Below are 23,667 nucleotides of genomic sequence, written 5' to 3'. Positions count from 1 at the left end.
ATGAAAAGAAGATAATTTGAGCGGCTGACGCTAGGCCAGCCGATGCTACTAAAGCAAATCTCGAATTCGGTAATAAGTCATCGCAAGCACTAAAGCCGGGGTACGCAATAAACGTCCACCAGGAAAGGGCATGTGTGGGATTTTATCGAATATATCAAAGCGCTCTGAGGTGGCCATAATCGATTCCGCCATCAGCTTACCCGCCAAACCGGTGGCTGCAATGCCATGGCCCGAGAAGCCTTGAGCAAAATACACATTCGGCGCTATTCGGCCAAAATGAGGCGCACGGTTAATGGTAATACCTACATTACCGCCCCAGGCAAACTCTACCGGTTCATCACTTAGTTGCGGAAATACCCAATCCATACGCTGTTTCATGGTTTGAGCTAAATTACGTGGCTCAATGCCCGAATAACTCACTCTGCCACCAAACAACATTCGGTGATCGCCAGAGCAACGGTAATAATCCAATACAAAGTTGATGTCGCACACTGCCATGTTATTAGCTATTAACTCTCGGGCACGCTGATCCCCTAAAGGTTTAGTGGCGCAAATGTATGTGCCCACTGGCATCACTTTGCTTTCTAGCTTGCTATTTAGCCCTTCCATGTAGGCATTGCAGGCTAACACCACATGCTGGCAGCTTACGCTCGCTTGGGCGGTGTGAAGTTTAACTTTAGCGCCGTGTTCAATTTTGATGACCTTGCTGTCTTCATAAATACTCGCGCCGGCTTGCTCTGCGGCTTTAACCAAACCTAAGGTGTAATTAAGCGGGTGCAGGTGGCCACTGTTTGAATCAAACATACCGCCTAAATAACGGGGGCTTTTAAGCTGGTTTTCTAGTTGGTCTTGCGACCAGTATTCTAAATGTTCATAGCCGTAGTCTTCACTGAGCTGTTGCTGCCATTCTTTTAACTCGCGAACATGACGATCTTTAATCGCCACATGAATTTGACCGTCTTGCCAATCACAGTCAATCTGGTGTTTGCCAATATATTCTTTAGTTACTGCTAGCGATTCAACTGAGAGATCCCAGAGCTTTTTGGCGTCATCTTTGCCCACCAGTTTCTCCAGAGTAGATTGCTCACTGGCCCAGCCAAAAATGGCTTGCCCGCCACTTCGCCCAGACGCTCCCCAACCTACTCGGCTGCCTTCCAGCAAAATGACCTTATAGCCTTGGCTGGCTAATTCCAGAGCAGTGCTTGCGCCGGTGATACCGGCACCCACTACACACACATCGGCCTGATGTTCTCCTTGTAGCTGCGGATAATCTAAGTGCAAATTAGCACTGGCCGCATAATATGAATTTGCATGTTGCGCTTTCATTTTCTCACCTTAAACATAAAAACAATTCTGCTGTTGGCACTACACCATTTGCTGATACCACTGCTGCTCTAAAGGTGTCACTTGCGCCTCAAAGCGCTGCCACTCGTTAAGCTTGTTGGCATGGTATACATGGCTAAAATCGGCACCGAGTAGCGACCACAAAGTAGATCGCTCAAATTTAGCTAAGGCCTGCTGCCAAGTGCAAGGCAGTGCTGGCGCTGGTACTTTGCTAGCATCACCGCTCACCGCTTCAGGGCAATCAAGTTGCTGTTCAATACCATAAGAAATCCCAGCCAATAAGGCCGACATTACAATATAAGGGTTACAATCAGCACCAGCTACGCGATGCTCAATGCGAGTGTTTTCAGTGCTGCCAGAAGGAATGCGCAAGGCAACGGTGCGATTATCCCAGCCCCAATCAGCTTGCAGTGGCACAAACATATCCGGTTGGAATCGACGGTAAGAGTTGGCATTAGGCGCTAACAAGGCAATGGCTTGCGGCATGGTGTCGAGTAGTCCTGCCAAAGCATATTCCAACAAGCTCTGTTCAGTGGAAAAGCGGTTGTGGCCTTGTTTATCTAGCATACTAATGTGCACGTGGCAGCCATTGCCAGAATGCTCGGCATAGGGTTTGGCCATAAACGTGGCTAAGTAACCATGTTGTTTAGCCACCGCTTTAATCGCTCGTTTCAATAAAATGGCTTGGTCGCAGGCTAACAACGGGTCCTGCTGATGTTGCAAGGTAACTTCAAACTGCCCGGGAGCGTATTCAGCAATAACGTTATCGCTGGGAATATTTTGGGTATGGCAGTAATCCTGAATATCGCGAATAAATTCATCAAACTCGTCCAGCTCATCTAAAGAGTAAACTTGAGTTTGCTGCATTCGCTGCTGCGATTTAGGTAACAGTGGCGCTTGCGGTTGACGGTTTTCACTGCGCGCATCTAAAAGGTAGAACTCCCATTCAATGGCTACACAGGGAAATAAATCTTGCTGATGTAATCCTTGCAGTACCTTGCCAAGCAGCTGGCGAGGGTCAGCAAAAAAGGCTGAGCCACCTACCTCATGCATAGTTAACAGAGCTTGTGCGGCATTTTTTTTCCAAGGAATCATCGACAAACTATGTGGCAGTATCTGACAAATACGGTCGCCATCGCCTTGCTCAAAACCCAAACCGGTTTGCTCTACGGTGTCACCACAAATATCCAGAGCAAACACCGACGCCGGTAAACACATGCCTTCTTGGGCTACTTTAGCTAAAGACGCCGCCTCAATACGCTTACCGCGGATCACGCCATTCATATCAGACAGCATCAAATCTACGCTCTCTAATTGCGGATGGGCAGCCAAAAAATCATCCACCTGCTGAAGCATACTGATTGGCTGAACCTGTGGCTGGTGTTTCAACATAATTAACAGTCCCTCGCTTGAAGCGTCCCTAAAACCCTATAAATTTACAGCACAGTGTTAAGTATAATGCAAATTAAAATACACAATAAGCTAAAAAACGGCCTATATTTAGTTTTTATTGAACACTTTATTGACTTTAACCGGAATTCATGACAATTCTTATTAGTGCGGGGTGAAAAGTAAGCAACTCAAGCATCTGCCCCGTTTTACTTAACAGATTTATGACAGGTGAATATGGATAACGTCAGGAAGTGGTTTGAGGAAAACCGAATAACCGAAGTTGAATGCCTCATCCCCGATATTACCGGTAATGCCCGCGGCAAAATTATCCCAGCTAGCAAGTACCTCAAAGAAGGTGGCATGCGCCTCCCTGAATCAATTTTCTACCAAACCGTCACCGGTGACTGGCCAGACGATGATGACCTATTCGACTGGACCGAGAAAGACATGAACCTTGAGCCAGACACCGACAGTGTGCGTTTTGTGCCTTGGGCAAAAGAGCCCACCGCCCAGCTTATTCATGACTGTTATGACAGCCAAGGCCAACTCATTGGCATGGCGCCACGCTCAGTGTTGAGAAAAGTACTGGCACTTTATGAAAAAGAAGGCTGGAAACCGATTGTGGCTCCAGAACTAGAATTTTTCTTAGTAAAGAAAAACCTCGACTGGGACTACCCACTAGAGCCACCCATTGGACGCAACGGCCGACCAGAAACAGCCCGTCAGTCCTTTAGTATTGACGCGGTAAACGAGTTTGACCCGCTCTTCGAAGACATGTACGACTACTGTGAAGCACAGAACCTAGATGTAGATACCTTGGTGCATGAATCTGGCGCGGCACAAATGGAAATCAACTTTGATCACGGCGAACCAATATTAGCCTGCGACCAAGTTTTTCTTTTTAAGCGCACCATGCGCGAAGCGGCCTTACAACACGATACCTATGCCACGTTCATGGCCAAACCAATGGAAGACGAACCCGGCAGCGCCATGCATATTCACCAAAGCCTAGTGGACTTTAATGGCAACAACTTGTTTGCTAACGAAGACGGCAGCAATAGCCAAATGTTTTTAAGCTTTATTGCCGGTTTGCAGCAATTCACCCCGGCTAGCATTGCCTTTTATGCCCCTAACGTAAACAGCTATCGGCGCTTAATGTTTGGCGATTCGGCGCCGATTAATTTGCAATGGGGCATCGACAATCGCACCGTGGGTTTACGAGTACCACTATCCGATCCGCAAAATCGCCGCGTAGAAAACCGCTTTGCCGGTGCTGATGCCAACCCATATCTAGCCATGGCACTTACCTTAGCCTGTGGCTATATCGGCATGAAAAAACAACTGACTCCTTCTGCCGAAGAAACCGGTGATGTGAGCGAAGATCGCTACACCCTGCCCGGCACCTTGGAAGAAGCCTTAGTTAAGTTAGAGCAATGCGAAGAGCTAAAGGAAATTCTTGGCGAGCGCTTTGTGAACTGTTACGTGGCAGTAAAACGTAAAGAGTACCAAACCTACTTCAAGGTCATTAGTTCTTGGGAACGTGAGTTTTTATTACTCAACGTATAAACCTAGAGTTAACTCAGCCACAAGGAGGCGAAATGAGCACAGCAACATTGACGATACAACAACAAGACAGCGCCCACTGTTTGCACCCATTCACTAACTTTAAAGAGTTAAATGCCAAGGGAGCTAGAGTGATAGAACGAGGCGAAGGTGTGTTTGTATACGACAGTGAGGGCAATAAGTTGCTCGATGCCATGGCCGGCTTGTGGTGTGTAAATCTAGGTTATGGTCGCCAAGAGTTAGTTGATGCAGCTGCCAAACAAATGCAACAGCTGCCTTACTACAACCTGTTTTTTCAAACTACTCACAGCCCCGCGGTTGAGTTATCCACCCTGCTCGCCGAGCTAACTCCAGAAGGCTTAAATCATGCCTTTTTTACCGGCTCGGGCTCGGAATGTAATGACACCGTAGTGCGCATGGTGCGCCATTATTGGGCCAGCAAAGGTCAGCCCAACAAACTGGAAATCATTAGTCGCAACAATGCCTATCATGGCAGCACCATGGCTGGTGCCAGCTTAGGTGGCATGGGCTTTATGCACGCCCAAGGTGGCTTGCCATTACCTAACATTAGCCACATCGACCAGCCTTATTGGTTTGAAGAAGGCCAAGGCCAAGATCCACAACAGTTTGGTTTAGAGCGCGCCCAACAACTAGAGCAAAAAATTCTAGAGCTCGGTGAAGATAAGGTAGCGGCATTTATCGCCGAGCCCATCCAAGGCGCGGGAGGCGTAATTATTCCACCAGAATCTTACTGGCCTGAGATTCAGCGCATTTGCGACAAATACGATATTTTGTTGGTAGTGGACGAAGTGATCTGTGGATTTGGCCGCACCGGAGAATGGTTTGCCTGCCAAACCTACAACATTAAGCCCGATTTAATCTGTTTAGCCAAAGGCATCACCTCTGGCTACTTGCCCCTTGGCGCGGTAATGGTCTGTGACAAAGTAGCCAAAGGCTTAACCGAAGCCGATACGGAGTTTGCCCATGGCTTTACCTATTCCGGCCACCCTGCCGCTTGCGCAGTCGCCATAGAAAATATTCGCATCATGCAGCAAGAGAACATTATTAGTCATGTACGAGATGACATCGCCCCCTATTTAGCCAAACGCTGGCAAGAATTGGCCAGTCATCCGCTAGTTGGCGAAGCACGCAGTAAAGGCATGGTGGCAGCCATAGAGTTGGTTGCCAATAAAAGCACTCTACAGCGCTTTAGCAAAGAACAAGGCGCTGGCGGCGTGTGTCGCGATATTTGCATAAACAATGGGCTTATCATGCGCGCTTGCGGCGATACCATGATTATTTCGCCACCATTGGTTATTACTAAACAACAAGTCGATCAGTTAATTACACTGGCAAAACAAAGTTTGGATGACACTCTGCAGGCATTGAGTTAATCCGCGAAGCAGTACGAGCAACTACCACAAGGATTTGGAGAACAAAATGAAAAACGCGAGCTTTACCCTAACCCTAGCCTCTCTGTTAACTGCCAGCGCATTCACCCTGCAGGCAGCCGAAGAAAAAGTACTTAATGTGTACAACTGGTCTGATTATATCGCCGAAGATACTATCGCCCAGTTTGAGGCAGAAACCGGCATTAAAGTGGTATACGACGTATTTGATTCAAACGAAGTGCTAGAAGCCAAGATTCTTTCAGGCTCAACCGGCTTTGATATTGTGGTGCCAACTTCAGACTTCTTAGCCCGCCAAGTTCAAGCTGGGGCGTTTATCAAATTAGATAAAACAAAGTTGAGTAATTACGCCAACTTAGATGATAAAATCATGTCTATGCTTGATGAAACTGCAGATCCGGATAATCAATATGCAGTACCTTACCTTTGGGGAACCACAGGTTTAGGTTACAACGTAGACAAAGTTAAAGAAGCCCTGGGTGATGATGCACCAGTAAACAGCTGGGATTTAGTGTTTAAGCCAGAGAATATGCAAAAGCTACAAAGCTGTGGCGTGGCATTTTTGAATGCACCTACCGAGCTGTTTGCAGCGGCATTGCATTACGTAGGTAAAGATCCTAATAGTGTTAACCCTGATGATTACAAAGACACTGGCGAAGCTTACCAGCTGCTTAAATCGGTACGCCCTTATGTGACTTATTTTCACTCTTCGCAGTACATTAACGACCTAGCCAACGGTGATATTTGTGTAGCTATTGGTTGGTCTGGCGATGTATTACAGGCATCTGATCGTGCAGCCGAAGCCGATAACGGGGTAGTGGTAGAGTATGTTATCCCACAAGAAGGCGCGCTAGCCTGGTTTGACCTAATGGCCATTCCTGCCGATGCACCGCATAAAGATAACGCCCACAAATTCATTAACTTTTTACTACAACCTAAGGTGATTTCAGAAATCTCTAACTATGTTTGGTATGCCAACCCAACTCCGGCATCTAAAGAGTTTATTGACCCTGAAATAATCGAACATCCGGGGATCTACCCAAGTGATGAAACCTTAGCTAAATTATATGGAGCGAAGGTAACACCCGCTAAAGTGTCGCGAACACTTACGCGCTCGTGGACTAAGTTTCTTCAAAACTAAGTAATCACTTGCCACCCGAGGGTGGCAAGTGCGTTTTTGATTCTTTATGGAGGATCCGCAATGGCTGCGGTGTCACACATTTCAAAGCTTCCAGTAGATGGCGAGAAAGCCCCGGAACCTTTGTTACACATTGAAAATATTAGTAAAGACTATGACGGTGCCATAGCGGTAGATAATGTAAGCCTCACCATAAACAAGGGTGAGATTTTTGCTTTATTGGGCGCCTCTGGCTGTGGTAAATCAACTTTACTAAGAATGCTAGCCGGCTTTGAAAAGCCCAGTACTGGCAAAATTATTCTCGATGGCCAAGAGCTCATTGGCGTTCCTCCACATCAGCGCCCAGTGAATATGATGTTTCAATCCTACGCGCTGTTTCCCCACATGACCGTGGAACAAAACATCGCCTTTGGTCTAAAACAAGACAAGCTGCCTAAAGATGAAATTAGCGCAACCGTTGCCAAAATGCTCGAGCTAGTGCGCATGAAAGACTACGCTCGCCGCAAACCGCATCAACTATCGGGCGGGCAACGCCAGCGGGTGGCATTGGCACGGAGCCTAGCCAAACGCCCTAAGCTGTTATTGTTAGACGAACCCATGGGTGCACTAGATAAAAACCTACGTGGCCAAATGCAATTGGAAGTAGTGGATATTCTAGAAAAGGTTGGTGTTACCTGCGTAATGGTAACCCACGACCAAGAAGAGGCCATGACCATGGCCAGTCGCATTGCGATTATGAATCGCGGCCAGTTTATTCAAGTGGGCGAACCAGAAGAAATTTATGAATACCCTAACTCACGCTTTAGTGCCGAATTCATTGGTTCAGTTAACGTGTTTGAAGGGGTATTGCGTGACAACGATAACGACAGCGCAACTATCGACAGCCCAGAGCTTGGTTATCCAATTAGCCTAAATCACGGTGTATCATCAGCCCCAGGCGTGCCCTTTATGGTGGCAGTTCGCCCTGAGAAAATGAGTATTTTTAAAACCCTTAAAGGACGCCATAACAATGTATGCCAAGGCAAAGTTGAAGATATTGCCTACCTTGGTGACCAGTCGATTTACTATGTGCGCCTAGCCAGCGGTAAACGGGTCACGGCGGCCATGCCAAATAGCAGTCGTCATCGTAATAATATGCCAACTTGGGAAGACCAAGTGTACTTGTGTTGGCAAGCCGACAGCTGCGTGGTACTCAAAATATGACCATTGTTAGCGACAAACTTAAACAAAGGCTCAAGCGCTGGGTGCCAAGTGGGCGCTGCGCCATTATGGCGGTGCCTTACTTTTGGCTGTTTTTGTTCTTTTTAATGCCTTTCTTCATCGTCTTTAAAATCAGTTTTGCCGAAGCGATGATTGCCATTCCACCCTATAGTGAGTTACTCACCATGGTGGATGAACAGGTGCAAATACTGCTTAACTTAGGCAACTATGGCTACCTAATTGAAGACGATCTCTACATTAGTTCCTATTTGCAGTCGGTGCGTATAGCATCAATTTCCACCTTTTTATGTTTTGTGATTGGCTTTCCGATGGCCTGGGCGATTGTGCATTCCAGCCCTGCCAACAGAAACATTCTGCTAATGCTGATCATTCTACCTTCGTGGACTAGCTTCTTAATTCGGGTTTATGCTTGGATAGGCATTCTTAAAAACAATGGATTCTTAAACAACATCTTGCTCTACATTGGAGTTATCGACGAGCCGCTGCAAATACTACATACCGACACTGCGGTTTATATCGGCATTGTTTATACCTATTTGCCGTTTATGATCCTGCCTTTATACACCGCACTAATGCGGGTTGATTACTCCCTTATAGAAGCAGCACGCGACTTAGGCGCCTCGACCTTAACGGTGTTATTCAAGGTACTTCTGCCCTTAACTAAGGCTGGCATTATTGCCGGCTCAATGTTGGTATTTATTCCTGCGGTCGGTGAGTTTGTTATTCCTGAATTGCTGGGTGGGCCCGACTCAATTCTTATTGGTAAGGTGCTGTGGCAAGAGTTCTTTAATAACCGTGATTGGCCGGTTGCTTCAGCCGTAGCCTCGGTGATGTTATTGCTATTAATGGTGCCAATTATGTTCTTTTACCGTTATCAAAAACGTGAATTGGAGGCCAGCTAATGGATGCGATCCCGGTTTACAAAACCAAGTGGAAATGGCTGATACTCAGCCTTGGCTTGGCCTTTTTATACCTGCCGATTTTAAGCCTCATCGCTTATTCGTTTAATGCTAACCGCTTAGTTACGGTATGGAGTGGCTTTTCAACCAAGTGGTATGGGGCGCTATTCAACGACTCGCTATTAATGAATGGCATTAGTTTAAGCTTACTCATTGGCTTTTTATCTGCCTCTGCGGCAGTGGTATTGGGAACCCTAGCCGCCTTTGTGATGACCCGTTATAGCAAATTTAGAGGCGAAACCAGTTTTGCCTTTATGATTACCGCCCCGCTGGTGATGCCAGAAGTGATCACTGGTTTAAGCCTGCTATTGCTGTTTATATCTTTGGGCCAGGTGTTTGACCTATTTAGCCAACGCGGCATGTTGACCATCTGGATTGCCCACGTCACCTTTTGTACCGCCTATGTATCAGTGGTGGTGAGCTCCCGGCTGCGCGAGCTAGATAAAAGCATCGAAGAAGCCGCCATGGATTTGGGGGCAACCCCGTTTAAGGTATTCTTTGTCATTACCTTACCAACCATTCTGCCAGCACTGGTTGCCGGATGGTTATTAGCCTTTACCTTATCTTTAGACGACTTAGTTATTGCCAGCTTTGTCTCTGGCCCTAGCGCCACAACCTTACCGATGGTGGTGTTTTCTAGCGTAAGGTTAGGGGTAAGTCCCAAAATTAATGCCCTAGCTACCCTGATTATTGGTGTAGTATCTGTCGCTACTTTTATTGCTTGGTGGTTAATGGCCAAAGCAGAAAAACGCCGCTTGCTGGAATTAAAGATCAGCAATGCCAAATAGGCGTTGATATTTGAGGAACAAAACTTAATGGATGTTGGAAAACGCCTAAAAAGTATTCGCCTAATGCGCGGTATTTCGCAACGCGAATTAGCCAAATTAAGTGGGGTCACTAACAGTATGATCTCGCAAATTGAGCAGAACCAAGTAAACCCTTCGGTTGGCTCTCTGAAAAAGATCCTCGATGCGATTCCCATTTCTATGGGCGAATTTTTCACCCTTGAGATGGAAAGTGACGACAAGATTTTCTACAGCGCCGAAGAACTGACTGACTTAGGCGACGGCAAGGTGAAAATGCTACTGGTTGGCAGTAAACATAATGGCCGACAGTTGGCGATTTTGCGCGAGATTTACCCGCCAGGCGCAGACACCGGCACTGAGTTTATTCAACACGAAGGTGAAGAAGGCGGCATTGTGATCCGCGGCGAAATTGAGATTACCGTGGGCAGCAAATCTAAAGTGCTAAAAGCCGGTGATTCTTATTACTTTGAAACCCGTAAGCCACACCGTTTTCGTAACAAAAGTAAGGAAGAGTGCGAGCTCATCAGCGCCGCAACACCACCTACTTTCTAAGGTCTATTGAGACTCATAATACTGAATAACAAAAAAGCCGCGTTAAGCGGCTTTTTTGGTTTTTGACTCACCTTGATTGGTACTAATGCGCCACCGTTGGCGAACCCACCGATGGGATCTTACGTTTGCCTTTGGCAATCATTGAAAAGACCACCGGCACAAAGAAGAACGACAGCATAGTGGTAAGTACGGTACCACCAGCAATAGCCACCGCAAACGGCGGCCAAAAACCGCCACCTTCTAAAATTAATGGTAGGAAGCCACCCACCGTGGTGATGGTGGTAGAGGTAATATGCCGAGTACAACTGAGCACCCCAAAACATATAGACTCATGGTCGCCCGCACAGGCCTTAGCATCGGATTTAAGCTCAGCAACAATCACAATCGCCGCGTTAATCGCTAAGCCCACCAAACCCAATAGGCCAATAATAACGGTAAAACCGAAGGGGTAATTAAATACAAATACACTTAACAGCCCTAAGCCTGCCGCTTGAATAGCGGTAATCATGATTAAGAAGCTCAAGCGGAAAGAGTTAAACGACAGCACAACAACGGTAATTAGCAGCACCGCGATAATCCCTACACTGGCTAACAGATTACCTACCGCTTCATTACGCTCGGCACCTTCGCCACCAAACTCCAAACTGTAGCCAGCGGGAAGCGGAATATCGGCTTGCTCTAAACGCTGGCGAAATACTTCCAATACCTGCTCAGGCAAAATGTCGGTTTGCAAATAGCCTTCAACAGTATTCACCCGTTTACCATCGCGGCGCGGTATTTCACCACGACTGGGGCGAATATCTAACTCAGCGATAGAGGCCAGCGGTATATTCCCCGCCACTTGGCTAGTAAGAGTAAGGTCACCTAAATTCTCAACTTGTTTACGTTGCTCATCAGCCAAACGAATCCGCACCGGCAAAGACTCACTCGCCTCAAGCACACTACCGTTAATCCGCCCCTGCAGGTTTGCCTGCAACTGACCGGCAATATCGGTTAATACAATGCCACTTAAGCGAGAAGCCTCCTCATTTACTTTAAGCCACACCTTGGGTGTACCAGCCAACAAGGTGGCGCGCGTATGCGTAACATGTGGAATTTCAGAAAGAATACGGCGGTATTGATCACCCAGTTCTTTAAGTTTGTCTAGATTGGGGCCGTAAACCCGCAGTTCGATAGGCGCGTTAAATGGCGGACCCTGCTCTAGCTTTCTGACTAAAATTTGCGCCTCAGGGTAGAGCAAATCAAACTCGACCTGCAGCTTAGGAATGAGATCATTGGCCGCTCTAAAGTCAGTGGTTTTAATCATTGCTTGAGCGTAGTTTTTCGCTCCCTGTTGGCGCAGCATCAAATTGTAGTAAAACGATGGTGCGTTATTACCAACAAACCAACTCACCGAGCTGATACCTTCTTTGGCATATAGATGCTCAGTTAGCTTTTCGGTCAAACGTTCGGTGGCATAAATGCTCGACTGCGGCGCCATATAAACTTCAATTTGGAACATGTCGCGATCAGAGGGCGGGAAGAATTGCTCGGTTAAACTGCCAGCACTGTAAAAGCCTAGGATAGGAAGGCTAGATACCACAATAATCGCCAGCTTAGGGTAGCGTAAACTAGTGCGTAAACAGGCCTTAAAAGCCCCACTTAACCAAGCTACTTGCACGCCTTTTTCATACCAATGGTCAGCGGTTTGCTGAGAAGGTAAGAAATGGCCAGAGAAAATAGCCACCAGCGTATGCGAAATAAAATAAGAGCCAATTAGCGAGAAAATAACGCTAAGTGCAATACCACCAACAAACTCACCGGCAGGCCCTGGCATTAATACAATTGGCAAGAAAGCCAGAATGGTGGTGAGGGTTGAACCCAACAAGGGTAACCATAAATGAGCCAAAGACTCTTTAACCGCTTGTAAGCCGCTTTTCCCCTGCTGGCGTTTTTGGGCAATGGTGTCGGCCATTACAATGGCATTGTCCACCATAATACCCAAGGCAACCACCAAGCCAGTTACCGACATTTGGTGAATGGGCAAACCGTAAAACTTCATGCAGGCTAAAGTAAACATTACCGTTAGCGGCAAGGACAAACCAACAATAAGCGCCGAACGCCAACCTAAGGTAAGCAGCAACACCACGACGATAATGGCAAAACCAATCAGCACGTTAACCACTAACTCACCAAGGCGTTTAGCGGTGTAACCATCTTGTTCAAAAATGATGTCTGCACTGACATTGCTAGGCAAGATAGTGCGGTAATCATCTAGCGCTTGGTTCACTCGGGCGCTCCATAAATCCACCCGATATTCAGAGAGCATTCTTATGCCTACTACCACAGCATAATCGCGCTCTACCACGGCAATTTGCTCTGGCGGAGATTTAAGCTGGCGAGTGACTTTAGCGAGATCACCTAGGCGGAATACATAACCATTGTCGGCGCTGCTCACAGGGATGTTCTTAATCCGCTCTAAGGAGTCAAGTTCCCCCTCCAACTCCAATTGCATGCGCGTATTGTCGTTAGTCAGTTCGCCTGCCGATACTTTGGCATCGGCTCCGGCAATAATTTGCGAAACCTGATCAGTGGTAAGCCCCATAGCGCCCGCTTGGTAGGGCTCAATCTCTACTAGTATTTCTTCTTCGCCCTGGCCTTGTAAGTCTACAAAGTCAGTTCCCGAGACATTGCGTAAGCGGTTTTGTAGTTCTTTGGCATAACGACCCAGAATGGCTAAATCAGTCTCACCCGGCCCGGTCCAACGCAGCGCAACTAAGGTAGTAAACGCATAACCTCGGTCATCATCTACTACTGGCTCTGAGCTGCCCAAGGGTAAAAAGGGGGGCAACTCTCCCACCAAATCACGTACCCTCGCCCACACAGGAACCACATCAATCACTTCATCTTTTAGCTCTACCTGCAGCACCGAAAAACCCGGGCGAGATGAAGACTGAACCCGTTTTATTTCCGGCAACTTACGAATTTTGTTTTCAATTAGCTCGGTCACCAAGGCTTCAACCCGCTCGGCCGATGCACCGGGATACTGGGTAACAATACTGGCAAAGCGGCTGGTTATTTTAGGGTCTTCACTGCGCGGTAAAGTGCTAACGGCCCCCATGCCCGCGACCAAAATAAGCGCTATAAGTAAGGAGATTAAGCGTCCATTATTATAAATTGCTGCAATCATTGGCTGTGCGCCTTGCTTGGATTAACCGTTTGGCCGGGCACGTAGCGGTGCATTCCCGTGGCCACAATGGCTTCGCCAGATTGCAGCGCACCTCTTACAAAAGCTTGCTCTTCGGTGGCATAGCGGACGCTCACATCACGGCGTTCTAACTTAAAGCTGCCGTCACGCTGCGCCACAATGGCATATACATTCCACAAGCCTCGCACGCCATCGGTAATCGCACTCACAGGCACCCAATAACCAGGTTCTTTTACAGTTTCAACCACATTTAAATAAGCCAGTTGCCCACTCACTAGGGAGTCGTTATCCGGCAGGGCAAAGCGCAATTGAACGGTGCGGGTAACCGGGTCAACCTGACCACCAGCAGCCACTAAATCCACTGAATAATGACGCTTAGCCACTGTAACTGATTTTGGCGTAACCAAATCAACCTGCTCAAGCAAACGCACTGGCACGCCAACTTTTACTTCGTTAGCACCTTGCTGTAAGACCGTAAGCACCGGCTGAGAAGCACCAATCACCGCGCCTTCCGACACAGTACGTTTATCAATAATGCCGTTATAAGGAGCCAGTAACGTGGACTTTTCAATACGGGTGCGATTGGCTTTAATTGAAGCGTCGATGCGCGCTTTATTGGCTCTTAAGGATTTTTGTTGCGCCACCAGCTCATCTACACTTTGCGCCGAGGCATAACCGTCGCTCTTGAGAGACTTAACCCGCTTTAAGTTAGCTTGAACTAGAGCTGCATCGGCAGCTAATTGTTGTAGTTGTGCTTGTAAGTCAATGTATTCAATTTCTAGCAGCTCGGTGTCTAGTTGCATCAGCACATCGCCTTGCACAACACGTTCGCCTTCATCTACAAATATTTTGGATATTTTACCCGCAAGTTCAAAGCCGATGTCTGCACGTTGCTTAGCAATAACTTGCCCAACAAACTGTCGTTCAACCGCATAATCTTCACTTAATACCGGCACAAAAGCTTTTACCTGTTGCACATTTACCGCTGTGTCGGCAAACAGTTCATCATCTGCGGCAAAGGCATGCTGACTCATTGTATTCACTGCCATCACCCCCAAAGCAATGGGAATGAGTAAAAAGCTGAATGAAAATAATGGCCTAGGCATATAAACGTCCGTGTATCTAAAAGTAGTGAGAGCTTTATTCAGTGTAGGAAGAGTGCTCTTTAGTGTCTAGTGTTTGCTTGCTCAATTAGCCTACAGTTTTTTGCAAATACGCTTGCTATGTCATTTGATACAAAACACTTGTAGTAAATACAGAAGCAATTCACAATGAATTGTTAACTATTTTATAGCAAGGAATAAATAATGAGCACGCTTGCCGATCATCCCGATTACTCGCTGTACTCCAATGCCAACACCTTTCTAAGGCAGCCTCTAGATCATCGCCCCGAGCAAAGTGATGCCGACGTAGTAATAACTGGCCTTCCCTTTGACTTGGCAACAACCGGCCGCTCCGGCGCAAGACTTGGTCCCGATGCTATCCGCCGCGCCTCTGTTAACATCGCTTGGGAAGAACAGCGCTGGCCTTGGGATTTTAAATTGCTAGAACGGATTGGTTTAGTCGATGCCGGTGATTTAGTCTTTGATTGTGGCGAGCAAGCTCAATTTGTAGAACGGTTAGAAGCTTACGCCACGCAGCTACTGCAAGCAGGCAAAAGCATGTTGAGCTTTGGTGGCGACCACTTTGTTACGCTGCCACTGCTACGGGCTCACGCACAGCATCATGGAAAACTAGCCCTAGTGCATTTTGATGCCCACACCGATACCTACAGCGAAGGTAGCCGTTACGACCATGGCACCATGTTTTACCATGCCCCCAAAGAAGGCTTAGTTGACCCTGCGCATTCAGTACAAGTAGGCATTCGCACCGATTATGAACGTGCTAACCACCCTTACAAGGTGATTGATGCCGACCAAGCTAACAACCTAAGCATTGAACAAGTAGTAGATAGCATCCGCAAGCAAGTGGCAGATTTGCCAGTTTATCTTAGCTTCGACATAGATTGCTTAGACCCGGCCTACGCACCAGGCACCGGCACGCCAGTGGCTGGCGGCTTAAGCAGCAATCGAATTTTGCAAATTTTGCGTGGTTTAAAGGGCTTAAAAATAGTGGGTATGGACGTAGTGGAAGTGGCGCCCGCTTATGATAATAGCGAAGTGACAGCCTTGGCAGCAGCGACCATTGCTGTGGAGCTGCTTCATTTATGGGCTGACAAGCATGCTTAGTTGATAAACATTGCAGCTTGTCTAGGGTGTAGTAAACCGTGAGTTCGCCACTGTTTGCTGGTTCAAATAAAAAGCTCGCATTACTGCGAGCTTTTTAGCTTAGTGGCTTACTCAGAAGCGAACTAGCGAGTAGCGAATTTTTCCATTAATTCTCTGCGTAGTTTAATCCGCTCTTGGTATTCATCGTCCCATTTTCCTTTCGGCGCATTCTCCCAAACTTGTTGATATACGCGCATTTTATTACCACCGTAAATTTTTGCTAACTGGGCATTGGTGTAGCCCCGCGCCCATAGGTCATCGGTGATAGCCGCTAAAATTCGAGCCAGCGGAGCTGAATCATCTGCACCATTATTAAAGGCATCAATCATGTAGCCACCATCGGCATACATGCTGGCATTTTTCTTGGCGAAAGCGACCACTAGTTCAACGCTAAACATATCATCGGTTGCAATCGCTACGTGGTCTTCTCCCACGAGTTTCACGTAATAATCGATCATGTCAGCCGCTTGTTTAGGTGACAGATTATCTGGCCAAATACCGTCAACCATCCATTCGGTAAAAGTGGGTGCAACATAACCGCCACTTTTCACCACACGCAATGCTTCTTCATCGGAGATATTACGGTAGCAACCTCGAGGAGATTTATTCTTTTCGTTGGCGTATAAGCCAGCAGGTAATGAATGGGAAAAGATATAAGGAGTATTTGGGTAGCGCTCATCCATGTGATCCATTGCATCCATGGCGGTTTGTTTACCGGTGTGGCTTAGATCTAAAATGATGCCGAACTTAACCATTTCGTCGATTACTGCTCGCCCCCAGCCCGTCAAGCCGTCATCTTTGCCATTGTAGGCGGCAAGCGAACCGGTACCCGTGCGGAATCTGTCGTTGTAGGCCAAGATCATACTGGCAATGCCCATATCTTTTAATATGGCCATACGGCTTAAGTCTTCTTCTAAAATAGTGGCAGTTTGAGAGTTCCAAATTACCGCGGTTTTTCCTTTTAGGTGAGCCATTTCTATATCGCGATTAGTGCGCACAAAGATATAGTTCTCAGGATCTTCTGCCATCGCTGCTTTAAATGCATGATGCTGACGCCTTAGTTCATCCCAGTTATGCGAGGCAGCAGCAAGTGTCATTTCATGACCGGTAATGCCTGCTTCTCGGGCTTCTTTAAAATAAGTATGTAGCTGAGAGCTTTCAGTCCAACCGGTGCCGTAAGGGCTAGCCAGCATACCTATCACTATGCTGTCTTGAACAAACTGCTTCGCTTTATCCGATGCCGGCCAGTGCTTTGCTTCTAAGCTAGCGTTGGCAGAAAACACCGCTGCCGAGGAGAGTGCTAAAGCAAGTAAAATTCGTTTCATGTTAAGACTCCTTGTCTACCAAATTAATCGAGAGCGTAATCCAACTAACCAAATTTGGCTCTTATCTGGGTTTAGAGCAGGATTTTGAATAAACTGAATATCTGGGGTTATTTCAAAAAAGGGCACTGGTTTGATTAAGTAAAATAGCTCCCCAGTAACTTGATTATCTGGCTCACCAACAACATTGGCCAGGTTAACCCCAAAACCTAAATTATTGTTAGCACCACCAAGTCCAAAGTAACCCACTCCGGCGCTCACTGAGCGGTCAATACCAAGCAAACTGCCTTTGTCGGCGAAACCAGCACGAACAAATGGTAGCCACTGACCAAACATCCACGATGCAGAAAGATTAATACCTGAATCACTATCTTGATTTAACTGCTCACTATTATCGGCATGCCAAGCGGTAAGGTGTAGGTTGTTGACAAAAATTTGCTCCTTGGCGGAGGTATAACCCAATTCGATGCTTTTAAAATAGTGGTTTTTATTAAAGAAATTTTCGGCGCTCTTCAGGGGTTTAGTTGGATCAGACTCGATGTCGACAATGCCACCAATAACAAAGACATTTTCATTCAACATAGTTGCTCCAGCCACACCAAAAGCTGCATCACTAGGCAAGGCCATTGTGCTAGCGCCAGTACTGAAAGCAAAGTTCATGAAGCCGGTCCAAGGGCTTGCTAGAGCGAAAACATCGGCATAATCGGTTGCATCTAAATAGCCAGCCGTAACAGTTGCATTATGGTCATTAAAGCGCTGCCGCCAATAAAGGTTAGTTAAGCGTGTACCTTCATCAGAGAACACTGGAGTTACAATACCCAAACCTCCGGCGTTAAATTCAATGCCTTTAACTGGGGTATCTGAATAGCGGTGCCGATGTTCAAGCTTCCATACCAAACCACCAGCATCTGCCGAGCCAGCATTAAGCATATCCCAACTGCCATAGAAACGAAGCATGCCACTGGCGGCAGAGTCATCTTTACCAGGCAGCACATCACTAGCTTTAACAGCGGCCGCTGAATAATCTATTGCTAGTTGAATATGTTGTTCAGCTAAACGCTGCTTCATTGGCAAAGCTTGTTCACGTTGATCGCTGGCAATTCGATTGTCTACAGCGTCTTCACTACCTAAAAAATCAGTCTTTTGCTGAGCAAGCACCTGCGGAGATAACGCTGCTATGCTTACGGCAGAAAGAAAGCTAACAGCACTGATCAATCGATTCCTTGGCTGAAACATTACAAGCCTATGATTTCAATCATTTATTTAATTTTGTTATTTTATACTAGATGATGATTCACCTTCTTAGTAGGTAAAATAATTATCATTTAAGCTCATTATCACGGACTTTAAGTAACGAAAATGGAAACACACCTGATCAAAGCCTTGCATGCAAAGCCGTTTATTAGCGAATTGAATAAGCGCAAGGTGAGCTATTCACGCCTGGCAAAACAAGTAGGCTTGCCAATAGAAGCACTCTCAAAAACGGATGCTGTGGTTGGGGAATACGCACTATGGCAGTTTGTTGAGGGTGCAGCAGCCTTACTAGAGGACCCGCTTTTTGGCTATGCCTGCGCCGCCTCCTCGCCAGTTTTAAGCCTTGCAGATTTAAATGATGATGCCAGCATTAACTTACTCAGTATCTTGCGCCAATTCATTCAACGGGCAAAACAAGACTCCAGTAGTTGCCACTATTCGCTGATTCCCACGGGCTTAAACCAAACTTGCTTTCATCGCTTACCAGCTTTTGGCAAGCGCTTCTCCAGTTGGCAAGTTGAGCAGTACATGTTGACCATTTTTATTCAGCTAATTCGCCTATGTGCGCACGAAAGCTGGCTACCCAAGCAAGTATGCGTGTGCTCAGTAAACACCCCGCAAGTTATTCCAGAAGCGTGGTCGAGCATTGATATTACCTGGGGTAGCAGTGCCACCCAACTAAGCATAGAAAATCATTTATTGGCCTTTGCACCTAAAGAGGCCAACAGCTCTTCCCCCCAGGCCGCAGTGCAATTCTCTTTGAGTATTGAGCAACTTATTGCAAGCCATGTTCGTATTCAACGCGCAAACCTAAACCAATTGGCCACTGAGCTCGGTATGAGCACCGCAACCCTAAAACGCAAACTCGACCGCCAAGGTGTAAATTTCACTCAGCTGGTTGAGCAAGAAAAATTCAAGTGGGCATGTGAGCTGCTCAGTGAAACGTCTCTTAGTATCAGCCAGATTTCAAGCCACTTAGCGTACAACCATCCGTCCAACTTCTCGCGAGCTTTTAAGCACTATTCTGGCGAAGCGCCTTTGCGCTTTCGAAAACAGCATTCCCAGTAGTGTTCTTATGCTAACTCGATGAGCTAGTTGCTCACGCAAATTGTTTTACTGCACAACATCAAAGAAAAGCATAAATCAGCATCGCCTTATGGCCACTCAACTATACTTTTAGTAAAGCTGTAGTAGGGGGTTAATGATGAGTGACTGTTGCTTATTGCCCAAGGGCACCGATCTGATTAGAGCGGTTAAATATATTGGCGAACACCATTGCCATGATGCTCGCTCCCTAAACGATGTAGCGTTTCGCTTTGACTTGAACCCGCTAGATCAGCAGTTCATTTTGGAACACTTCATCGAGCCATCTGATCCCATCAATGCTAAGTCAAATCAATCCAAGTAGACTTAAGCTCGGTGTATTTTTCTAGCGCATGCAAGGATTTGTCGCGCCCGTTGCCCGACTGCTTAAAACCACCAAAGGGCATGGTCATATCACCGCCATCCCAATTATTCACAAATACAGTACCGGCGCGAAGGGCGCGCGAAGTGCGCACCGCAGTATTAATATCACTGGTCCACACTCCAGCGGCTAATCCGTACTCAGTATCATTGGCTAAGGCTATGCCCTGCTCAAGCTCGTCAAACACTTGAATCACTAATACTGGGCCAAAGATCTCTTGCTTAACAATATCCAGCTTGGCGTCCACATCATCAAAAATAGTTGGCTTAAGGAAGTAACCACCAGTTTCTTGTAAGGTTTGCTCACCACCACATAACAACTTCGCACCCTGGGCTTTTGCTTGGTCTATAAAGCCCAGAACTCGCTGCATCTGTATTTCGTCAACCATTGCCCCCATGCTGGTATTGGGATCCAAGGGATTACCAGCTTGCCAGTCATCCACCAGAGCCAGCATTTTATCTACCAAGGCTTTATGCACACTGCGATGCACGATAAGCCGAGAGCCCGCAGTACAAACTTCACCTTGATTGTAGAAAATAGCAGCAAGCGCAGTGGCGGCGGCCTTGTCTAAATCAGCGACATCTGCACAGACCAGGTTTGGGCTTTTACCCCCACACTCCATAAAGGCACGTTTTAAGTTTGATTGACCGGAAAACTCCACCAGCTTTTTACCCACGGCGGTAGAGCCAGTGAAGGTAATGCAATCAACATCCATGTGCAGCGCCAACGCTTGCCCAGCGGTGTGACCATAGCCCGGCAGCACATTAAATACTCCATCAGGAATGCCCGCCTGTTTAGCCAATTGCGCCAAATACAGTGCACTTAAGGGAGATTTTTCTGAAGGTTTTAAGATAACCGAATTACCGGTGGCCAAGGCTGGGCCAATCTTCCACGAGGCCATCACTAAAGGGAAGTTCCACGGCACAATCGCCGCTACTACACCCAGTGCTTCTCGGGTGACCAATGCAAGAGCATCGCTGGTGACTGGCGCAACTTCATCATAAATCTTGTCTATCGCTTCTCCATTCCAAGCAATACAGCGCGCGGTGGCTGGCGCATCGTAAGACAGTGCGTCACCAATTGGCTTGCCCATGTCTAAACTTTCTAACAAGGCGAGTTGGCTTTGGTGCTGTTCAACAAGTTGCGCAAAGGCTTGCAGCACTTGCTTGCGCTCAGCCGGGGGAAGGTTTGACCATACTCCACTTTGATAAGCAGCTCGCGCAGCGCTAACCGCCAATTCAACATCGGCGGCGTCACACTCTGCCACCTCGGCTAGCACTTGTCCGGTTGCGGGGTTAATGCTGCTAAAGGTTTGTCCTGATTGCGCATCTACAAACGCCCCGTTAATAAATGCCCTAGTGGGGAATTCCAATTCCCGCGCTTGTTGTTGCCAATAAGCTTGATCCTGCTGCGCCATGTTCCCTCCGGAAGAATCCATCAACTGTTATCCAATAATGAACAAAACTACACAAATATTAAATTTTATTCCATACTTGATACAGTTTATTTAACAGCTTATGGTCAATATATAGCTATTCTTTAGGTTTTAACTATGCAAATTGCGATTCTAAATTGTGACCGAGTTGATAAGCAACTTGCTGAAATACATGGTGAATATCCCGATATGTTCATCAAGCATCTGAGCGCACAAGATGCACAACTAGAGTTTGAAGTGTTCAATGTACTTAACAGTGAGCTGCCTAAGCTCAATCAATTTGATGGTTTTTTAATTACCGGCAGTCGGCACAATGCCTACGATCAACAGCCGTGGATTTTGCAATTAGTGGCTTGGGTACAGCAGTGTGAACAGTTGCAGCGACCCTTGGCAGGCATTTGTTTTGGCCACCAAATCATTGCTCGCGCGATGGAAGGGAAGGTAGAAAAATCCAGCGCGGGTTGGGGTTTAGGCGTGGCTAAAAATACCCTTATTGCAGCACCCTCCTGGGCAGAGCCAACAGAGCAAGAGAGTTTATCCATCTTAGTGAGTCATCAAGACCAAGTGACCGCTCTGCCACCGCAAGCTAACTTACTAGCCAGTAGTGACTTTTGCCCTAACTTCATGTTTGAAATTGGCCAACATACCTTTGCTATTCAAGGACATCCTGAGTTTCCAGTTGCCTATTCAGAAGCCCTTATCGACAAACGGCAAATGATCTTATCGCCTACCCAATTCGTTTTAGCCAAGACAAGTTTAGTTCGTCCACTGGATGCGGAACTGGTCTTCTCTTGGATCTTGCAGCTTTATCGCTTGGGTCTAAATAAACAGCAAGTTTAGCCAAAGCATCTGTAAATAAAGGTAAAAGCTTTACTAGAAGACTCGACAATGCAATCCAAGAAACGTTAAATAACACTAATAGCAAGGATTAAAGAATAGGACATGGAATGCACGTGGCTAGTTGGGCTCGGATAACTCTACTTATTGTAAGTTTAAGCGCTTGCAGTATGAACGATACGCCAGCTCATGAACCGCTTACTGAAGCTACAGCCACCAGCTGGACCAGTGAATATCAGCAAGGTCAATTCAATCAACAACGATTTGAGCAAGCCTTACCTGACGCACTGCAAACTCTGATAAGTGAAGCCTTAAGTAATAACCCGTCTTTACAGCAACAAGGCTACGCCCTTGACCAACAACTTTACCAAGTAAAAATTCAAAACTCACAAAGCTGGCCAAATGTTGAAGCCTTTTTAACTGGCCAACGCAGCGGCAGTGATACCAACACCGCCACTCAACTCAGCGCTGGCATAGATATAAGCTGGGAAATAGACTGGCTGGGTAAGCTTGATGCCTTGCAACAAGCCGCAGTGTTAGATGCCAAGGTAAGCTTTGAACAATGGCAACAAGCGCAAATTCGCCTCGCTGCAAACACTGCCCAGCAGTGGTATAACGTGATTGAAGCTCAGCAACAACAGCAACTCATTGAAGAGCGTTACAACAATCTAAAAGCCAACCTGCAAATTATTGAAGAAAGCTATCAAAGTGGTTTAAACAGCGCTCTTGATGTTTACTTAGCGCGTGCCGACTTAAGCGCTTCACAGGCCCAGTTAAACTCTCGAAACAATCAACTCACTCAAGCTCAACGCGAACTGGAGCTGCTACTTGGCCGCTACCCCGGTGGCGATATTGAAGTTGCGGGTCAACTTAACGTACCGCTAGATGCCATACCAGCGGGCTTACCTTCGGAATTGTTAACTCGCCGACACGATGTTAAGGCTGCTCAATATCGGCTAGCCGCCGCTGACCTAAGAGTTTACGCAGCTTATCGCGACCGCTTTCCTAGCCTCACGCTAACCGCCAGCGGCGGAGCACAAAGCAGTCAACTCAACCAGCTTCTTAATGGCGAGTCATTGGTCTGGTCTTTGTTTGCCGGCGTGACAGCGCCGATTTTTGATGCCGCCCGCCGCGAGAATCAGCAACTGCAACAATACGCGGTAGCTCAAGGTTTAAACTCGGCTTATTTAGAGCAAGTACTGGCAAGTTTTGCTGAAGTGGAAGAAAGTCTCACCCTAGAACCTAGCCTTTACCAAAACGCTCAGCTACTGGCCACCGCAGCCGAAGATTCTAAACAAGCGGAATCCTTAGCCTTTGAAAACTACTTAGCTGGCTTAAATGAATACGTCACGGTGCTGGAGTCGCAGCGACGCGCCTTTGATGCCCAAAGCAGCGCTATTACCGCACTTAACTTGCAGCTGCAAAATCGTATCGAGCTTTATCTAGCCCTAGGTGGGCATCTCGAGCAAGCGCAAACCACTCGAGAGGCTTTTGCCTTCGAGCAACTATTTTAACT

At 47.0% G+C, this 23,667-nt stretch carries 18 protein-coding genes; 11 read left to right on the top strand and 7 right to left on the bottom strand.

Going from position 1 to position 23,667, the window contains the following annotated elements; all coding sequences use genetic code 11:
• Positions 1-48: 48 nt before the first annotated feature.
• Together G6R11_RS15295 and G6R11_RS15290 are read right to left on the bottom strand one after the other, a co-directional pair.
• Entirely contained in the window at positions 49-1,326 is a 1,278-nt protein-coding gene (locus G6R11_RS15295) for an FAD-binding oxidoreductase (protein ID WP_163133943.1), read from the bottom strand.
• A 39-nt stretch (positions 1,327-1,365) separates the two neighbouring features.
• Positions 1,366-2,736: a glutamine synthetase family protein gene (locus G6R11_RS15290; RefSeq protein ID WP_163133942.1), complete on the bottom strand. Its 1,371-nt coding sequence runs from the start codon at positions 2,734-2,736 to the stop codon at positions 1,366-1,368.
• Positions 2,737-2,970: 234 nt separating this feature from the next.
• Here G6R11_RS15290 and G6R11_RS15285 point away from each other — a divergent pair, with 234 nt between their 5' ends.
• The 7 genes from G6R11_RS15285 to G6R11_RS15255 are packed head-to-tail and all read left to right on the top strand — an operon-like array spanning position 2,971 to position 10,384.
• Positions 2,971-4,302 carry a glutamine synthetase family protein gene (locus tag G6R11_RS15285; RefSeq protein ID WP_163133941.1) on the top strand — a complete coding sequence of 444 codons (1,332 nt, stop codon included), beginning with the start codon at positions 2,971-2,973 and terminating at the stop codon, positions 4,300-4,302.
• Between the two features lie 32 nt (positions 4,303-4,334).
• A complete protein-coding gene (locus G6R11_RS15280; RefSeq protein ID WP_163133940.1) occupies positions 4,335-5,693 on the top strand; it encodes an aspartate aminotransferase family protein in 1,359 nt (452 codons plus the stop codon).
• Between the two features lie 46 nt (positions 5,694-5,739).
• Positions 5,740-6,849 (top strand): extracellular solute-binding protein, encoded by a 1,110-nt coding sequence (locus G6R11_RS15275; RefSeq protein ID WP_163133939.1) that lies wholly within the window; start codon positions 5,740-5,742, stop codon positions 6,847-6,849.
• Between the two features lie 60 nt (positions 6,850-6,909).
• The gene (potG, locus tag G6R11_RS15270; RefSeq protein WP_163133938.1) at positions 6,910-8,049 is read left to right on the top strand and encodes a putrescine ABC transporter ATP-binding subunit PotG; all 1,140 of its coding nucleotides are present in this window, start codon (positions 6,910-6,912) and stop codon (positions 8,047-8,049) included.
• The gene (potH, locus tag G6R11_RS15265; protein ID WP_163133937.1) at positions 8,046-8,969 is read left to right on the top strand and encodes a putrescine ABC transporter permease PotH; all 924 of its coding nucleotides are present in this window, start codon (positions 8,046-8,048) and stop codon (positions 8,967-8,969) included. The genes potG and potH overlap by 4 nt, the downstream gene beginning before the upstream one ends.
• Positions 8,969-9,814, top strand: a complete 846-nt coding sequence (locus tag G6R11_RS15260) for an ABC transporter permease subunit (RefSeq protein ID WP_016399828.1) — start codon at positions 8,969-8,971, stop codon at positions 9,812-9,814. Before potH ends, G6R11_RS15260 begins: the two co-directional genes overlap by 1 nt.
• Before the next feature lie 27 nt (positions 9,815-9,841).
• Positions 9,842-10,384, top strand: a complete 543-nt coding sequence (locus G6R11_RS15255; protein WP_016399829.1) for a cupin domain-containing protein — start codon at positions 9,842-9,844, stop codon at positions 10,382-10,384.
• 82 nt (positions 10,385-10,466) lie between these two features.
• On the opposite strand, the gene G6R11_RS15250 is transcribed toward G6R11_RS15255, so the two are convergent.
• Together G6R11_RS15250 and G6R11_RS15245 are read right to left on the bottom strand one after the other, a co-directional pair.
• Complete coding sequence (locus tag G6R11_RS15250; RefSeq protein WP_163133936.1) at positions 10,467-13,553, bottom strand: efflux RND transporter permease subunit; 3,087 nt, start codon at positions 13,551-13,553, stop codon at positions 10,467-10,469.
• On the bottom strand, positions 13,550-14,677 hold the full coding sequence (locus G6R11_RS15245; RefSeq protein ID WP_240352486.1) for an efflux RND transporter periplasmic adaptor subunit: 1,128 nt from the start codon (positions 14,675-14,677) through the stop codon (positions 13,550-13,552). Before G6R11_RS15245 ends, G6R11_RS15250 begins: the two co-directional genes overlap by 4 nt.
• Positions 14,678-14,878: 201 nt before the next feature.
• Here G6R11_RS15245 and speB point away from each other — a divergent pair, with 201 nt between their 5' ends.
• Positions 14,879-15,799 carry an agmatinase gene (speB, locus tag G6R11_RS15240; protein ID WP_163133935.1) on the top strand — a complete coding sequence of 307 codons (921 nt, stop codon included), beginning with the start codon at positions 14,879-14,881 and terminating at the stop codon, positions 15,797-15,799.
• Positions 15,800-15,921: 122 nt separating this feature from the next.
• Here the strand turns inward: speB and G6R11_RS15235 are convergent, their stop codons facing one another.
• A complete protein-coding gene (locus G6R11_RS15235; RefSeq protein ID WP_163133934.1) occupies positions 15,922-17,163 on the bottom strand; it encodes a dipeptidase in 1,242 nt (413 codons plus the stop codon).
• 15 nt (positions 17,164-17,178) lie between these two features.
• Positions 17,179-18,375 (bottom strand): carbohydrate porin, encoded by a 1,197-nt coding sequence (locus G6R11_RS15230; RefSeq protein WP_240352485.1) that lies wholly within the window; start codon positions 18,373-18,375, stop codon positions 17,179-17,181.
• Between the two features lie 144 nt (positions 18,376-18,519).
• Here G6R11_RS15230 and G6R11_RS15225 point away from each other — a divergent pair, with 144 nt between their 5' ends.
• On the top strand, positions 18,520-19,482 hold the full coding sequence (locus G6R11_RS15225) for an AraC family transcriptional regulator (RefSeq protein WP_163133932.1): 963 nt from the start codon (positions 18,520-18,522) through the stop codon (positions 19,480-19,482).
• Between the two features lie 317 nt (positions 19,483-19,799).
• Here G6R11_RS15225 and G6R11_RS15215 read toward each other — a convergent pair whose 3' ends face one another.
• Entirely contained in the window at positions 19,800-21,296 is a 1,497-nt protein-coding gene (locus tag G6R11_RS15215) for an aldehyde dehydrogenase (RefSeq protein ID WP_163133930.1), read from the bottom strand.
• A 135-nt stretch (positions 21,297-21,431) separates the two neighbouring features.
• Here G6R11_RS15215 and G6R11_RS15210 point away from each other — a divergent pair, with 135 nt between their 5' ends.
• Positions 21,432-22,154: a hypothetical protein gene (locus G6R11_RS15210; protein WP_163133929.1), complete on the top strand. Its 723-nt coding sequence runs from the start codon at positions 21,432-21,434 to the stop codon at positions 22,152-22,154.
• A 113-nt stretch (positions 22,155-22,267) separates the two neighbouring features.
• Positions 22,268-23,665, top strand: coding sequence for an efflux transporter outer membrane subunit (locus G6R11_RS15205; RefSeq protein ID WP_163133928.1), 1,398 nt, complete (start codon positions 22,268-22,270; stop codon positions 23,663-23,665).
• Positions 23,666-23,667 lie beyond the last annotated feature (2 nt).

The organism is Agarivorans sp. Alg241-V36 (assembly GCF_900537085.1).
Taxonomy (GTDB): domain Bacteria; phylum Pseudomonadota; class Gammaproteobacteria; order Enterobacterales; family Celerinatantimonadaceae; genus Agarivorans.
Note: the sequence above shows the minus strand (reverse complement) of the source record. Positions and strands in the feature narration are given on the sequence as shown.

Excerpts from the sequence above, each read along its gene's own strand:
- G6R11_RS15280 (WP_163133940.1), top strand. The coding sequence starts at position 4,335 with ATGAGCACAGCAACATTGACGATACAACAACAAGACAGCGCCCACTGT.
- speB (WP_163133935.1), top strand. The coding sequence starts at position 14,879 with ATGAGCACGCTTGCCGATCATCCCGATTACTCGCTGTACTCCAATGCC.
- potH (WP_163133937.1), top strand. The coding sequence starts at position 8,046 with ATGACCATTGTTAGCGACAAACTTAAACAAAGGCTCAAGCGCTGGGTG.
- G6R11_RS15285 (WP_163133941.1), top strand. The coding sequence starts at position 2,971 with ATGGATAACGTCAGGAAGTGGTTTGAGGAAAACCGAATAACCGAAGTT.
- G6R11_RS15210 (WP_163133929.1), top strand. The coding sequence starts at position 21,432 with ATGCAAATTGCGATTCTAAATTGTGACCGAGTTGATAAGCAACTTGCT.
- G6R11_RS15295 (WP_163133943.1), bottom strand. The coding sequence starts at position 1,326 with ATGAAAGCGCAACATGCAAATTCATATTATGCGGCCAGTGCTAATTTG.
- G6R11_RS15250 (WP_163133936.1), bottom strand. The coding sequence starts at position 13,553 with ATGATTGCAGCAATTTATAATAATGGACGCTTAATCTCCTTACTTATA.
- G6R11_RS15275 (WP_163133939.1), top strand. The coding sequence starts at position 5,740 with ATGAAAAACGCGAGCTTTACCCTAACCCTAGCCTCTCTGTTAACTGCC.
- G6R11_RS15260 (WP_016399828.1), top strand. The coding sequence starts at position 8,969 with ATGGATGCGATCCCGGTTTACAAAACCAAGTGGAAATGGCTGATACTC.
- G6R11_RS15215 (WP_163133930.1), bottom strand. The coding sequence starts at position 21,296 with ATGGCGCAGCAGGATCAAGCTTATTGGCAACAACAAGCGCGGGAATTG.
- G6R11_RS15255 (WP_016399829.1), top strand. The coding sequence starts at position 9,842 with ATGGATGTTGGAAAACGCCTAAAAAGTATTCGCCTAATGCGCGGTATT.
- G6R11_RS15235 (WP_163133934.1), bottom strand. The coding sequence starts at position 17,163 with ATGAAACGAATTTTACTTGCTTTAGCACTCTCCTCGGCAGCGGTGTTT.
- G6R11_RS15225 (WP_163133932.1), top strand. The coding sequence starts at position 18,520 with ATGGAAACACACCTGATCAAAGCCTTGCATGCAAAGCCGTTTATTAGC.
- potG (WP_163133938.1), top strand. The coding sequence starts at position 6,910 with ATGGCTGCGGTGTCACACATTTCAAAGCTTCCAGTAGATGGCGAGAAA.
- G6R11_RS15245 (WP_240352486.1), bottom strand. The coding sequence starts at position 14,677 with ATGCCTAGGCCATTATTTTCATTCAGCTTTTTACTCATTCCCATTGCT.
- G6R11_RS15290 (WP_163133942.1), bottom strand. The coding sequence starts at position 2,736 with ATGTTGAAACACCAGCCACAGGTTCAGCCAATCAGTATGCTTCAGCAG.